The 13,470-nt window shown below is 61.6% G+C and carries 13 protein-coding genes and 1 pseudogene; 8 read left to right on the top strand and 6 right to left on the bottom strand.

What is annotated here, in order from left to right; genetic code table 11:
- Positions 1-22: 22 nt before the first annotated feature.
- On the bottom strand, positions 23-319 hold the full coding sequence (locus FA04_RS36205) for a helix-turn-helix transcriptional regulator (protein WP_234798909.1): 297 nt from the start codon (positions 317-319) through the stop codon (positions 23-25).
- 63 nt (positions 320-382) lie between these two features.
- A pseudogene (locus tag FA04_RS36200) lies at positions 383-649 on the bottom strand (ArsR/SmtB family transcription factor); the annotation flags it as partial.
- 175 nt (positions 650-824) lie between these two features.
- Between FA04_RS36200 and FA04_RS31590 the strand changes: the two are divergent.
- Complete coding sequence (locus FA04_RS31590) at positions 825-1,526, top strand: DUF899 domain-containing protein (RefSeq protein ID WP_034798126.1); 702 nt, start codon at positions 825-827, stop codon at positions 1,524-1,526.
- Positions 1,527-1,726: 200 nt separating this feature from the next.
- Positions 1,727-3,205, top strand: coding sequence for a S41 family peptidase (locus FA04_RS31585; RefSeq protein ID WP_034798123.1), 1,479 nt, complete (start codon positions 1,727-1,729; stop codon positions 3,203-3,205).
- A gap of 102 nt (positions 3,206-3,307) precedes the next feature.
- Here FA04_RS31585 and FA04_RS31580 read toward each other — a convergent pair whose 3' ends face one another.
- Positions 3,308-3,808, bottom strand: a complete 501-nt coding sequence (locus FA04_RS31580) for a DUF1801 domain-containing protein (RefSeq protein WP_034798121.1) — start codon at positions 3,806-3,808, stop codon at positions 3,308-3,310.
- A gap of 665 nt (positions 3,809-4,473) precedes the next feature.
- Between FA04_RS31580 and FA04_RS31575 the strand changes: the two genes are divergently transcribed.
- The gene (locus FA04_RS31575; protein ID WP_034798119.1) at positions 4,474-5,103 is read left to right on the top strand and encodes a flavodoxin family protein; all 630 of its coding nucleotides are present in this window, start codon (positions 4,474-4,476) and stop codon (positions 5,101-5,103) included.
- A 30-nt stretch (positions 5,104-5,133) separates the two neighbouring features.
- On the opposite strand, the gene FA04_RS31570 is transcribed toward FA04_RS31575, so the two are convergent.
- On the bottom strand, positions 5,134-5,571 hold the full coding sequence (locus FA04_RS31570) for a winged helix-turn-helix transcriptional regulator (protein WP_200949935.1): 438 nt from the start codon (positions 5,569-5,571) through the stop codon (positions 5,134-5,136).
- 113 nt (positions 5,572-5,684) lie between these two features.
- Positions 5,685-6,587, bottom strand: a complete 903-nt coding sequence (locus tag FA04_RS31565) for a LysR family transcriptional regulator (protein ID WP_034798117.1) — start codon at positions 6,585-6,587, stop codon at positions 5,685-5,687.
- A gap of 166 nt (positions 6,588-6,753) precedes the next feature.
- Between FA04_RS31565 and FA04_RS31560 the strand changes: the two genes are divergently transcribed.
- The 5 genes from FA04_RS31560 to FA04_RS31540 all read left to right on the top strand — a co-directional run bounded on the left by FA04_RS31560 (position 6,754) and on the right by FA04_RS31540 (position 12,445).
- On the top strand, positions 6,754-7,959 hold the full coding sequence (locus FA04_RS31560) for an MFS transporter (protein ID WP_051659396.1): 1,206 nt from the start codon (positions 6,754-6,756) through the stop codon (positions 7,957-7,959).
- A gap of 293 nt (positions 7,960-8,252) precedes the next feature.
- The gene (locus tag FA04_RS31555) at positions 8,253-9,593 is read left to right on the top strand and encodes an ABC transporter substrate-binding protein (RefSeq protein WP_034798115.1); all 1,341 of its coding nucleotides are present in this window, start codon (positions 8,253-8,255) and stop codon (positions 9,591-9,593) included.
- A gap of 67 nt (positions 9,594-9,660) precedes the next feature.
- Positions 9,661-10,692, top strand: a complete 1,032-nt coding sequence (locus tag FA04_RS31550; protein WP_034798112.1) for an aldo/keto reductase — start codon at positions 9,661-9,663, stop codon at positions 10,690-10,692.
- Positions 10,689-11,633, top strand: a complete 945-nt coding sequence (locus tag FA04_RS31545) for a carbohydrate ABC transporter permease (RefSeq protein WP_034798110.1) — start codon at positions 10,689-10,691, stop codon at positions 11,631-11,633. The genes FA04_RS31550 and FA04_RS31545 overlap by 4 nt, the downstream gene beginning before the upstream one ends.
- The gene (locus FA04_RS31540) at positions 11,630-12,445 is read left to right on the top strand and encodes a carbohydrate ABC transporter permease (RefSeq protein WP_051659395.1); all 816 of its coding nucleotides are present in this window, start codon (positions 11,630-11,632) and stop codon (positions 12,443-12,445) included. Before FA04_RS31545 ends, FA04_RS31540 begins: the two co-directional genes overlap by 4 nt.
- Before the next feature lie 17 nt (positions 12,446-12,462).
- On the opposite strand, the gene FA04_RS31535 is transcribed toward FA04_RS31540, so the two are convergent.
- Complete coding sequence (locus FA04_RS31535) at positions 12,463-13,302, bottom strand: DUF3313 domain-containing protein (RefSeq protein WP_234798908.1); 840 nt, start codon at positions 13,300-13,302, stop codon at positions 12,463-12,465.
- Positions 13,303-13,470: the final 168 nt, after the last annotated feature.

Below are 13,470 nucleotides of genomic sequence, written 5' to 3'. Positions count from 1 at the left end.
CAAGGCAGGCATCCGCCCGGGACTAATGGAGCGAGCCTGCCGCCCGGAATTCGCCCGGCGCCATCCCGTAAGCGCCCGTGAAAAGTCGGTAAAACCTTGCAAGACTATTGAATCCGCAGGCATAGGCGACCTCGGTGACGGGCAAGGCGGGCCGCTCGACGAGAAGCCGCCGCGCCTGCGAAGTCCGCATCGATGCCAGCGTGCGAGCGAAGGTCAATTCCGCGTGTTCGAACAGGACATGCAGCTGGCGCACGGAAATACCGAGCTCGAGCGCGACCTTTGCCGGCGTCAGTTTCTGCTGGTATTTGTCGCGCGCCATGATCTCTTCGGCGGCATAGCGCAGGCCCGAACGAAGGGCCGCACGCACTTCGGGCATGCCGGGTTTCAGTCTGTCGAGAATGGTCACCGGGTGGGCGGCATGTTCACTGATCCAGCGGCCGTGAATGCGCTTGATCGGCAGCGCATTGAGATAGTTCCAGCGCTCGCGTCCTGCCCGGCTGACGATGATCAGGTCGGCCTCTTCCAGCACCTTCAGATGCTGCATGACGGTACAGTGATCCATGTCTGAAAAGGCGGCGCAGAGCATGTCGGTGGTCTGCGCCTGGGCCAATGCCCAGAAAACCGAGACTTCTTCCCGCTTGCTTGACATGTTATGGTTTTACAACATATTGCAGCCAGATGCGACGGAGACCGCGCCGGTAAGATCGGATTGAGAGCTTTTCGGGAGCAATCGAACCGAGCCGGTTGGCTGGACGTCGCCGACCGGAGTTCAGCGTTGCAACGATGCCCCCACGCAAGTTGCCCAAAAAGGGAGATCATTGAGAATGTTGCCTAAGATCGTTTCAATGGATGAGTGGCAAGCCGCAATCGAACAACAGATTGCCAGGGAGAAAGCCCTCACCCGCGCACGCGATGACTTGAGCGCCGAGCGACGGCGCTTGCCGATGGTCAGGATCGACAAGGACTATTCGTTCGAAGGCCCCACGGGCACTTTAAGCCTTGCCGACCTCTTCGATGGTCGGCGGCAACTGATCGTCTATCACTTCATGTTCGCGCCCGGATGGAAGGCGGGCTGCGACGGCTGTTCCTGGGTCGTGGACGCGATGACCCACCCGGCGCATCTCAACGCACGCGATACGTCCATCGTGCTGATCTCGCGCGCGCCGCTCGAGAAGCTGCAGAAATATCAGGCCCGGATGCAGTGGCAGCACCCGGTCTGGTACTCGTCCATGGCGAGCGACTTCAACCACGACATGGGGGCCACGGTCGCCGACCCGGATGACCCGACCAGGACCAGCGAGCGTCATGGCGTCAGCGTTTTCCTCAGGGACGGCGACGATATCTACCGCACCTATTTCAACGGTGCGCGTGGCGTGGAGTATCTCGGCAGCATGTGGACGTATCTGGACCTGACGCCCTACGGTCGCCAGGAAACATGGGAAGTGTCTCCCGCGGGATGGCCACAGACCGAACCCTACGTTTGGAACCGGCGCCACGACGAATACGGGACCGAACCGGCCTTCTGATTTTCCCCGGCGGCGAGCATGGAATTGTCGTGCTGCCGTTCCTACGTCTTGTCTTGCCGATCGTCCGACCTCCGTCATTGCTGCGGGCCGGAACAGGGCTCGGGCGCGATGCTGAAGGAATATCGCCGGCCCTGGCTGGAGCGCCGAATTTGTGGATGGATCGCGCCTTGAAGAGGGGCGCTGTTGGGGGCCGTCAATCGATGGGAAACGAGACTCAAATCGGCAAGGAAGGTCCGGCGCCGAGAGGCAAGAGGTTTTGGCGGCGGCGCGGCGTTCGGATTGCATCGATCGCGCTTGCCGCCTTGCTTTTCCTGCTGGTCGCGCCGCTTGCGGCTATTCTCTATCCGACGCTGAAGAGCTATCCCCGAAGCGACTTTCCGGCCGCGACCTTGCAACTGGAGCGCAACAGGCAGGACCTTGCCCATCTGCGGCGCCTGATCGAGGTCGACCGCAGCTTCTCGCCGACCGCCCAGGCCGCGTTTGCCGCCGCCCTCGAAGTGATCGAACAACGGGCCGGTGATCTCGACCGCGCCGGTCTGGCGATCGCGGCTGCAAAAGCGGTCGCGCTCGCCGACAATGGGCACACCAGCGTGGTCGGCCTCGTCGGCGGCCACAGCTTCAATGCGGTTCCCATCCGGCTTGGCTGGTTTGCCGACGGCCTGTTTGTGATCGCCACGACAGGCGAGCAATCGCACCTTTTGGGCGGAGAGATCCTTGAGGTAAATGGAAGAGCGACGGAGGCCTTTGTCGATGCGCTTCGGCCCTATTTCGGCGGCCCCGCCAATCTCGCCAAGGAATTCGTCCCGAATGTCGCGATTTCGCCGGAATTGCTCCATGCCGCCGGCCTTGCCGAAAGCCCGCAGGAAAGCGCCTATTTCATCCGTCGCGAGGATGGAAGCGCTGCGCAGATCGCTCTTGTCGCCACGTCCGGTGCGCCGGAACCCTTGAACGCCCATGTCTGGCCACGACGCGATTTCAGTCCCTTGTCACAGACCGGTCGCGGCGCCGGGTGGCGGCACGTGCTCGACGATGTCACGCTACCGGCCTATCTCACGCGCCCCGACGCCAATGTCTGGCACCACTATCCCTTGCCCGATCTTCTCTACATCCAGATCAACCGCATCAGGGATGCGACGCCGGAGGGCCTGTCGCAGGGGCTCGCCAAGGTGCTGGACGAAGCTGAGAAAAAACCGATACGCAATGCAGTCGTCGACCTGCGGTTCAACAATGGCGGCAATTACGAACTGACCGCCGATTTCTCGCGAAGGCTCCCGGCCATCCTGCCGCCGGAGGGACGGCTGTTTGTGCTGACCAGCGCGAACACGTTTTCGGCCGCGATCAGCACGGCGGCGCGACTGAAGTACTTCGGCGGCCCGCGCACGGTACGTGTCGGCGAGCCGATAGGAGACCGGCTGCAGTTTTGGGGCGAAGGCGGCCGCACGGTTCTGCCGAACTCGAAGATCACCATCCGTTACTCGACGGCCTATCACGACTGGGAACACGGTTGCAGCCTGTCGGAGATCAGGACCTGTTTCCTGCTGAATTACGTCTACGACGTCCCGGCAGGTCCCCTTCAGCCAGACGTCGCGCGCTCCACTAGCTTTGCCGACTATGCCGCTGGCACCGACCCGGCAATGGCCGCCGTCATGAAGATACTCATGGTGGGCAATGCCGATTGAGAAGCAGCTTGTGGGGAGGCAGGGCCGCGGCCGTACGCCGCCGTGGCCGCTGACATCCGTTGGCCCGGCCATTCCCGGCGGCGAAGGATCTGCGGCGACGCTTTACATCTTCTCGCCCGGCAGTTCGCTGGCCTGCTTGACCCAATCCATGAACTGCGCCTCGTCGAGTTCGTCCGTCTCATAGATGTCGAGATAACGAACATCCGGCTGTTTTGACGTGCCGGGAGGTAAGGGGCTGAATTGCGCCCCGCGGAAGAAAGCGACCTTCACGTATTTCGTCATGCAATGAAAACTGAGGAACCAGACATCCTTTTCCACGCCATAAAAGGGAGAGTTCCACTTGACCGCTTTTTCGACGCCGGGAACGGTCTTGACGACCAGCCGGTCCAGCCGCTTGCCTAGATCGCTTTTCCACCCCGGCATCGCAGCGATGTACTGCTGCACCGGCGCATTTCCGTAGCCCTTTGCGATCTGCGGATTGCCGCCGGTTAGAAGGACGACGCCATCGGCCGATTTTGTCGGCGGCGTCTTGCGTCCGATCTTTGAGCGTGGCGCAGGGGAAGCGGCTTTCGGTGCGTTCTTTCCGACTTTCTTCTCAGACATCCCGGACCTCGACTGTTCCGTCAGTTCGTTCAGGGTCGGATCCACCGTGATGGGCGCGGAGCCCCATGCCAAATGGCTAAGCACGATACATAGCCATCCAGCTATGCATCGGTCAAGAATAAACCTCCGGTGTCAGCTGCATTGCGGGCCGCAACTCGATCAGAAAGCCGCTTCGCCAAGTATTGGCCATCGGCACGGCATCCCTCCACAGCCGTAGGGTCATGGCATGCAAACGGTCCGGATCCCCTTGCGATCCCGACCTGTGCAGCAGCGGCTCTCGTGACGAGCCATCATTCGGGATCTCGAGCGTGCTCTCCACCAACACCTTGACCGCCGGACAACACCCATGCCCAAACGGCTGTAGACCTGCTGAACTGAAAAGACGCTCTGCCGACACGACTGCGCGCGCTGTTGCAGCCTGCTCCGGTCGATTTGCCACGTGGGCCCAAGGCCACGGCCGCGATCCCTTGCCACCAGCATGCGCCTCTACCCGGCATGTGCCGAACTGGCCGTCGCGGCCCGAACCGAATAGCGAAAGAGCGAAAGCACCCGCAACATAGGCACCCCAAGGTGCGTACTTGTAGGTGGCCCTTGCGCCCGATAGGCCTGCAACCAAGCCCTGGAGTTTCCCTTTCCAGGTTGTCCGCTGCTTGAGGAAGATATCGATGAAGGCAATGGTTCTCTGCTCCAGCCCGCGGCGCGATGGAAACTCGACGACGATGGCGAATGCCGTGGCCGATGGCCTGCTTGAGGCGGGCCACGAGGTCGAGACCGTTCACGTCGACGACGTCCTGTCGGCGCTGCTTAGAGACTGTCGCCAATGTCGTATGCCGGATGGCGAATGCGCGATCGACGACGGTTTCCGGCGGGCGTTCTTTGGTTCCTACCTTCCCGCTGACGGCTTTGTCGCCGCAAGCCCGATCTACTGGTATGGCGTCTCTGCGCAGTTGAAGGCGTTCTTCGATCGAATGTTCTGCTACGTCGCCGCGTCGCATCCACAATCGGCGTCCGTTGTCGCGCAGATGACTGGAAAACGGATCGGCCTCGTCCTCAGCTCAGAAGAGACCTACCCCACCGTTTCGTCCAGCCCGCAGCATCAGTTCCAGGAATTCAGCCGCTATACGCGTTCGACCTTCGTCGGCGTCGTTCATGGCCATGGCAACGCACGCACAGATATTTGCCGCGATCCGAGTGACCCGATCGGACGGGCACGCGTGTTCGGTCGGAATTTCTTCAGCGCTCACACCTCCGACTACCAGATCGACACGCCGCGATCAGGTCGCGTCTGGGCGTGAGCCGTCTTGCGTGCGCGCAATATCTTTCGGCTAGGCCAGGCGGACCTTCCGCCGCCTGGCCGCCTTTGCCTCGCTCGCGGCCGCATCGTATTGCTCCCTGAAGTAATCAAGCTCCGGAAAGTTCCGCTCCGCCCATCGGTCGAGGCTGATGAGCGTTTCGCTGAGAGACAGGCCGACCGAGCTCAGACTGTACTCGACATGGGGCGGGTTCGTCTGGTGATCGTGACGCTGCACCAACCCGTTGCGCTCGAGGTCCTTCAACGTCTGGGTCAGCATCTTTTGCGAAATGCCCTCGATCTTGCGCAGCAACGCGCCATTGCGCATCGGGCCCGCCGCGAGCGCCGACATGATGAGGATCGCCCATTTCGTCGATATCAGTTCGAGCGCATGCCGAGCCGAGCAGGATGCGTCGAACACGTCGGGATTGCTCGCAGGCGGGGCTCCAGCTTGCGGGGGCAGTTTCATCATCACCTCAAGGACATGCCGTTGCGGCCGCCGCTCTTCACGCCTCACAGGTAGTGCGCGTGATCGCGCCCCACAAGTTGCGAGTAGCACAGCCGAAGGCATGAGGGCGCGCCGGGCTACGCCCAGGGCGCACCGGCCGCCCATTCCGCTCGGATGGCCTCAATAAAAAGGCGGACCTTTGGAGAAACGTGCTTTCGTGTCGGATAGACGACGCAAACAGACGGCTCGTCGCGTTCGAATTCTTCGAGCAGGGGGACAAGCCTGCCTTCCCTGATGTCGCGGCCCACCAGGAAGGCGCCGAGTTGCGCAAGGCCCGTTCCGGCGAGGCAAGCGTCGCGAATGGCCTCGGTGTTTCCGAGACGCAAGTTTCCCTGAACACCGACGTCCCGGTCTCCGCCGCCGACCCTGTAATGCCACGGTACCGGTCCGCCTGCGTGCTTGAACCCGATCCTGTCGTGGCGCGTCAGTTCGTCGATGGTGCGCGGCGTTCCGCGCCGCTTTAAATACTCCGGCGCAGCGCAGGTTATGAGCCGATGAGAGGCCAGGACCCGCCGCACGAGGCGACTGTCGGTGGGCCCGCCGATACGAACGGCAACGTCGATGCCGTCGCCGACGATGTCGCGATACTCATCCGAAAACGAAACCTCCGCTTCCACCTCGGGCCAACGGTTCAGGAAGCGCTGGAGAACGGGCAGAATGTGCAGCCTACCGAGGGCGATCGGCACATCGATGCGAAGGCGCCCTCTTGGGGCCTGGTGCCGTTGTGCCAAGGCGAACTCCGCGTCGTCCACTTCTGACAGGATCCTGATCGCATGCTCGTAGAAGAGCTGGCCCTCCTCGGTGAGGCTGACGCTACGCGTTGTTCTATGGATCAGCCGCGTTGCCATATTGTCTTCAAGACGTGCGACACATTTCCCGACCGCGGAACGGGAGAGGCCGAGCCGTTCCGCCGCCAGGGTGAAGCTCTGGTCATCGGCGACACGAACAAAGGCGCGCACATCGCCGAGATGGTCCAGCATCGCAAGATCCTATTGGGGACGATTCGTCCCTTTTGTTTCCATAAGGCCGAAGTTTATCTGAATATCGGAAACAGTAAAGAATGCCTTGCAACGTCCCGGCAACGGGACATGAAGGATTGGCTGGGCGCCACAACGTGCCTCGCCCCAGAATGAAAGAGGCAATTAGATGAAACTCCAGGAAGAAACCGACGGACTCCAAAGGAAGGGAGGCCCTGACCGGGAGAATTGGCTACCGGTCTATGCCGCCGGCCTGTCGACCTTTTGCGTCGTGACGACGGAGATGCTGCCCGTTGGGTTAATGACGCCGATCGCAGACGACCTTCAAACGTCGATGGGGACCGCCGGTTTGACGCTCTCGCTGCCGGCGTTGCTTGCCGCGCTCTTTGCGCCCACCGTGGTACTCTTGGCCGGCAGGATCGACAGAAGGCGCATCCTGACCACCCTTCTCTTGCTGCTGGTTGTTGCAAACATCATTTCGGCGCTGGCCAGTACGATCGGTTTGCTCCTGGCGGCGCGTATCATTGTCGGCCTTTGCATGGGCGGCATCTGGGCCGTTGCCGGAGGCCTTGCGCTACGGCTGGTTCCGGGCCGATCGATCGGTGTCGCAACGGCGATCATTTTCGGCGGCGTTGCAGCAGCTTCGGTTCTTGGCGTTCCGGTCGGAGCCATGATCGGTGACGCGGCGGGCTGGCGCTTCGCGTTTGCCGCGATGGCGGTCTTTTGTGCGATCGTGCTTGTGGTCAATCTCTGCGCGTTGCCTGCGCTGCCCGTCCACCAGTCCGTCCGGCTCAGCCAGTTTGGCCATCAGCTCTTGAACCGCCGGATCCAGCTTGGTTTGGCGATCACGTTCCTGTTCGTTGCGGGGCATTTCATGGCCTACACCTTCATACGTCCGCTCCTGGAAGTTGTTTCGGGCATCGGCACACAATGGGTCGGGCTCATGCTGTTTGCCTATGGAGCCGCTGGTATTGGCGGAAACTTTGTTGCTGGCCCTGGGGCCGCCAGGCGTACCGGCGCGACCTTGCTGTGCATTGCCGGTGCCCTTGCTGCTGTCCTCTTCGGCTTTGCTCTCTTCGGAAACTCCGCTCTTGGCGGTGCGGTCGTCCTCATCTTGTGGGGCATCGCCTATGGTGGCGTCTCGGTCTCATTGCAAACCTGGATGATGAAGTCGGCACCCTCCGACATCGAAGTCGCAACGGCGCTGTTCGTCGCAATCTTTAATATCGCCATTGCCGCCGGATCCTTTGCCGGCGGTCGTATTGTCGATCAGTTCGATCTCGGCACCAACCTGCTCGTAGCGGGCATCCTGCCTTCCCTCGGAATTCTGCTCGGATTGAAAGCGCAACGTCTGGCCACTGCTAAGGTTGACTGATCATCGGACATATATCGAGCGGATCGCACTTACCATCTGTGCGCAACCGGATGGACCGGGACGGCTTTCGTCCCGGCTCCGGCGGATCAGGAACAATCGCTTGAGGAAATTCCTACTCCGGCCGGGGGGAGAGAGAAGCAAAATCATTCCGCAATACTACATAAAATATATAGACTATATGTGTATAAGCCCAGTATTCTCACGCATGATGCTGGCAACAACACGTGCGCCGGACCCGTTCCGCCCACAACGAATGACAACGCTGGCCAGCCCAGATTTCGACGGAGGATCTCATGTCCAGTTCCATTTTCGGCCAGGCCTATCGCCGCCGCAGCGTGCTGAAATCGCTCGCGGCTGCCGGCGCCCTGCCCTTCATCGCGCCACTTGCCTCCTCGACGGCCCTTGCGTCCGGCAACAAATATGCCGGCCGCACGGTCAATCTCCTGATCATCCAGCCGCATGTCGTCACGGGCAAGAAAATTGCCGAAGATTTCGAAAGGCTGACCGGAGCCAAGGTCAACGTCACGGCGGTGCCCTACGACCAGGTCAGCGTCAAGGCGACGCTGGACGTGCAGTCGGGCGCCAACCAGTTCGACGTCATCGACTATTTCTATACCTACAAGGGTCAGCTCGCCGAAGATGGCGTGATCGAGGACGTGACCGATCTCATCGAGCGTGACAAGGCCGAGATCCAGCCGGAAGACTTCATCCAGACGATCTACGACCAGTACACGCTGCATGACGGCCGTCGCTATGGCCTGCCCTATGACGGCGACAGCCATCTGTTGTTCTATAACCGCGAGCTGTTTGATCGCTACGGCCTGAAGGCGCCGGCAACCTGGGACGAATACAACGAGAACGCCAGGGTGATCACCGAGGCGGAAAAGAAGAACGGCATCTATGGTGCTGCGGTTCTGGGCGCGAAGATCCCGGTCATCATTCTTTCCACCTATGCCAACCGGCTCACCGGCTTCGGCGGCAACTTCTTGAAGGCGGACGGCACCTCGGCGCTCGACAGCACCGAGGCCGTCGAAGCCCTGAAGTCGCTGCTTGCGTCGGCTCCCCATGCGCTGCCGACCCCACTTGAAACCCGCTTCGAAGAAGGGCTGCCCGCGTTTCTCAACGGCAAGGCTGCACAGATCGACTTCTGGACCGATCTCGGCGGCTATGCACAGGACCCCAAGGGCTCGAAGATCGTCGACAAGTGGGGGGTGACGCGCATTCCCGTCGGCGGCAGCAACAAAACACCCCGCCTCGCCTTCAATGCCGGCTTCGGTTTTGCGATCACCAGCGGATCGAAAAACAAGGACGTCGCCTGGGACCTGATCAAGCTTGCGACCGGCAAGGACTACCACCAGGAGCTTCTGGCGCTCACCGGCTCGGGCATCGACCCGGACCGCCAGTCTGGCTTGAAATCTAAGAATTTCAGAGACTTCCAGCCGTTGGTGCAACCGCTGCTCGATGATGGCGCATTGGAAAACAGCCTGGCCTGGCCGACCGCCGTCTATGCGCCAAAACTCGAAAATGCGCTGACCGACGAACTGGCCCTGGCGCTCGCCGGCACCAAAAGCGCGGAACAGGCGATCGCCGATGCCCACCAGGCCTGGACCGAAATCATCGAGACCAACGGCTGATTGCTTGCGGGGTGGCGCTTCCTCCCGGCGCCGCCCCGCCACTTTTTTTGAAACGAGGCAAAAGACCATGAGCGCAAGATCCTTGCCGAAACGCAGGCTCGGCCGAACCGATTTCGACATCACGCCCGTTGGCTTCGGCGCCTGGGCCATCGGTGGCCCCGATTGGGGCTGGGGATGGGGAAGTCAGGACGATACCCGGTCGATCGCCGCCATCCGTCATGCGGTCGAGCGCGGCATCAACTGGATCGACACGGCACCCGTCTATGGTCTCGGCCATTCCGAACAGATCGTGCGCGAGGCGCTTTCGACCATCCCACGCTCCCAACGTCCGTTGATCTTCACCAAGGCCGGGCTGATCTGGGACCCGGACAACCGCAACGCCCTTCCCGCCCGCATCGGCAATGCCCAATCCATTCGCCGCGAGCTGGAGGCTTCCCTGAAGCGGCTCGGCGTTGATGTCATCGACCTCTACCAGGTGCACTGGCCTGCCAATGACGGCACGCCGGTCGAGGAATACTGGGCGACTTTTGCGGAGTTGAAGAAAGAGGGTAAGGTACGGGCCATCGGGCTTTCGAACCACGATCGGGCGCTTCTGGAGCGCGCGGCAACGGTGGCGCCCGTCGATGTGGTGCAACCGCCCTTTTCGGCAATCAAGCGCCAGTTCGCTAGAGCAGACCTGCCGTGGGTGCAGGCGCATGGCAGCGGCGTCATCGCCTACAGCCCACTGCAATCAGGCCTGCTCACCGGCGCCTTTACGCCGGCGCGCGCCCGGGCCCTTCCGCACGACGATTGGCGATCGCGCGACGAGGAATTTTCGGGCGAAGCGCTTCACCGCAACCTGGCCTTTGCCGAAGGCTTGAGGCCGATTGCCGCGCGACACAAAACGACCGTCGCTGCGATCGCTGCGGCCTGGGCGATTTCCTGGCCCGGCGTCACCGGTGCCATCATCGGCGCGCGCGAACCGCTGCAGATCGACGGTTGGATCGATGCCGCAACCCTTGCGCTCACGCCCAGCGACCTCGACGATATCGAGGACATGTTGCTGGCCACCCGGGCCGGCAGCGGGCCGACACGCCCGGATCTGGCCGAGGCCGCATGACCACCTTTGCCGTCGAGGTGCTGGAACCCGCCGGCGCGGCGGGTGTTGCCGGGCGCGGCCACGCCTTTTGGGCGCGTCTCGCACGGTTGGCCTGGATCGCACCGGTCCTCGTCGCGCTGATCGTCACGACGCTCTACCCGACTGTCTTTCTGCTGGCGCTTGCCTTCAGCAAGAGCACGCTTGGAAAGCCGTTCCGCGGCTTCGTCGGCATCAAGCACTTCGCAACGGCGCTTCAGGATCCGATCTTCCTCGCGGCCATCGGCAGAAGCGTCGCCTATGCACTTGCCACCTCGCTGGTGCAGCTTGCGCTCGGCTTCCTGATCGCGCTGCTTTTCACTTCCCTGTTGAAGGCCGGCCGCTTTTTGATGAGCCTCGTTCTGCTGCCACTGATGACCCCGCCGGTCATGGTCGGCATCGCTTGGAAGCTGATCTTCGCGCCGGCAGGCGGGCTCCTGAACGGTACCCTGATCACCTATGGCTTTATCTCCGAGCCGATTTCCTTTCTTGGTCACCCGACGCTCGCCTGGCTGGCGATCGGCGCCGCCGACCTCTGGCAATGGACGCCATTCATCGTCATTCTCTGCTTTGCGGCTCTTTCCACGGTACCCGACAGCGTTCACGAGGCAGCGCTGGTGGACGGGGCCAATGGCTGGCAGCGCTTCTGGCACATCACACTTCCGCTGGTCGCAGCACCGCTTTCGTCGATCTATCTGCTGAAGCTCATTTTGTCGTTCAAGCTCTTCGACCTCATCTACATCCTGACCTTCGGCGGACCGGGCTTTGCGACGACATCGGCCGGCTTTGCCATCTATCGGCGGGCGATCGAACAGTTCGACGTCGGCCGCGCCGCGGCCGAAACGATGATCTATGCGCTTGTCATCGGGCTTGTGACCTTGCCCGTCGTACGGCTGCACCAGCACTTCGAAAGGCGAGAGCTGTGAGACCCGCCGCGCGACATCTGTGGCTCGGCCTTGCGACAGCGCCGGTCGTCAGCTTCTTTGCCTTGCCTTTCCTCTTTCTCATCGCGGTTTCCTTCAAGACGAAGGACGACGTGCTCAACGGACGCTTCTGGCCGACGATGCCGACGCTCGCCAACTGGCCGGCGGCCTTCGACGCGGCCAACATCCTCGGTTTCATCCTGAATTCCGTGATCGTGTCGCTGGTTTCGGGCCTCGTCACCATCGCGCTGGCGCTGCCGTCGGCCTATGCCGTCCTGCGGCTGAAGATCGGTGGCAAATGGCTGTCGGACGTAACGCTGTCGAGCTACATGGCGCCGCCGATCGTAGCGCTGATCCCGCTGTTTTTTCTGCTGAAGACAACCGGACTGCTCGATACGCGCGCCGGCCTGATTCTCATTTATGGTTTCGCCAACGTGCCGGTCGCCTTCTGGCTGCTGATGCCGTTCCTGCGCCGGATGCCGATCGAGATCGAACAGGCAGCGGCGATGGACGGCGCCGGTCCATTTCGCACGCTGCTGCAGATCGTCGTGCCGATCATCGCGCCCGGCATCGTCGCGACCTTCATCATCGTCACGGTCTTGTCCTACAACGAGTTCCTGTTTGCTTCCGCCTTCACCTTCTCCGACGCCACGCGGACCTTGCCGGTGGGCATCTCGCTCTTCCAGGGCGACCGTCTGGTGAATTTCGGCCAGATGGCAGCCGCCTCCCTGGCAGGCATCGCGCCGGTTTATCTGGTCGCGCTGTTCATGCAACGCTACCTCGTGAGCGGGCTTGCCCATGGCGGGGTGAAATAAGGATCGCCAACCGCAAGCTATCGCGCAGTAGGAGAGTTGAACGCTTGTTGCGCCGCAGCTTTTGGTTTCTTGTCGGTCCATTGAGGCGGCGCGCCGTATTTGGCTGCTATCGCGCCGACCAGGCCCGGTGCCCGACCGAAGGCATCGCATGCGGCATATTTGGGTTTGCCACCCAACCAGGACTGCATGCGTTGCCGGGTCGGCAGCGAGATATTTAATGCCTTCGGCTCCTTGCCGGAAATCAGCACCTGCGAAAACGCGTCGGCGAATTTCGTCGAAAAGCTATAGGCGTCGCCAACTTCCGAAACACGGGGCTTGTCGAGGATCGAATTTGCACCACGCGCCCAAAGCATGGCGGCACTTTGCAGACCGCTGGCATCGACCGCTTCGGCCTCTACAGCCAAGCCTCCCAGGCCGACAGGCAATCGCGGCACGCTGACGGGCAGGACGAACCCCGTACCAATGGTGATGGCCGTGGAAACCCCTGCGAGCGCCTTGTCTGTCGGGACAATATCGGCGATCACGGAGCGAACCGTCAGATCAGCAGGCTGATTGGCAGGAACCATCTGGTACCTGTCGCTGAGCGCGACGCAGAGCGCCCGATCGAGAGCGTTCGAAACCAAATCGCGATCGGCATCGGACTTGATCTTGGAGGCGGCTGCAAAGGAAAACGTCGTTGGCGCGATGCGGACGGTTTTCACGTCGACCAGACGTTGTCCATCAACGTAGAGGCGTTTCTTGGCCACCATGCCTTTCGACGGACCGAGCTTGCCATAGGAGGTCAAAGTCCCCGCCTCCTTCAATGGAACCGATTGGCATCCGACCAGGGTTGCCGAGAGTAGCCCTGCCAGCGCCACCGCGCCGGCCGGGACGAGCGATGAAGAAACCCAGGCAAGCGATTGAATAAAATATTCTTTTAGCACGTTTAATGATCTCCGTTGACATGCAACGGCGACCTTGGGGATGGACAATTGCTACAGAATTACAAGCAGGTTAGAGCTGACACCGAAGGGATGGTGTCTCGA

The sequence above is a fragment of the Ensifer adhaerens genome (assembly GCF_000697965.2).
Taxonomy (GTDB): Bacteria; Pseudomonadota; Alphaproteobacteria; order Rhizobiales; family Rhizobiaceae; genus Ensifer; species Ensifer adhaerens.
Note: the sequence above shows the minus strand (reverse complement) of the source record. Positions and strands in the feature narration are given on the sequence as shown.

Bases quoted from the DNA above. Each gene is read 5' to 3' on its own strand.
- FA04_RS31575 (WP_034798119.1), top strand. From the start codon at position 4,474: ATGAAGGCAATGGTTCTCTGCTCCAGCCCGCGGCGCGATGGAAACTCG.
- FA04_RS31580 (WP_034798121.1), bottom strand. From the start codon at position 3,808: ATGTCTGAGAAGAAAGTCGGAAAGAACGCACCGAAAGCCGCTTCCCCT.
- FA04_RS31560 (WP_051659396.1), top strand. From the start codon at position 6,754: ATGAAACTCCAGGAAGAAACCGACGGACTCCAAAGGAAGGGAGGCCCT.
- FA04_RS31555 (WP_034798115.1), top strand. From the start codon at position 8,253: ATGTCCAGTTCCATTTTCGGCCAGGCCTATCGCCGCCGCAGCGTGCTG.
- FA04_RS36205 (WP_234798909.1), bottom strand. From the start codon at position 319: ATGGCGCGCGACAAATACCAGCAGAAACTGACGCCGGCAAAGGTCGCG.
- FA04_RS31590 (WP_034798126.1), top strand. From the start codon at position 825: ATGTTGCCTAAGATCGTTTCAATGGATGAGTGGCAAGCCGCAATCGAA.
- FA04_RS31550 (WP_034798112.1), top strand. From the start codon at position 9,661: ATGAGCGCAAGATCCTTGCCGAAACGCAGGCTCGGCCGAACCGATTTC.
- FA04_RS31545 (WP_034798110.1), top strand. From the start codon at position 10,689: ATGACCACCTTTGCCGTCGAGGTGCTGGAACCCGCCGGCGCGGCGGGT.
- FA04_RS31570 (WP_200949935.1), bottom strand. From the start codon at position 5,571: ATGATGAAACTGCCCCCGCAAGCTGGAGCCCCGCCTGCGAGCAATCCC.
- FA04_RS31565 (WP_034798117.1), bottom strand. From the start codon at position 6,587: ATGCTGGACCATCTCGGCGATGTGCGCGCCTTTGTTCGTGTCGCCGAT.
- FA04_RS31585 (WP_034798123.1), top strand. From the start codon at position 1,727: ATGGGAAACGAGACTCAAATCGGCAAGGAAGGTCCGGCGCCGAGAGGC.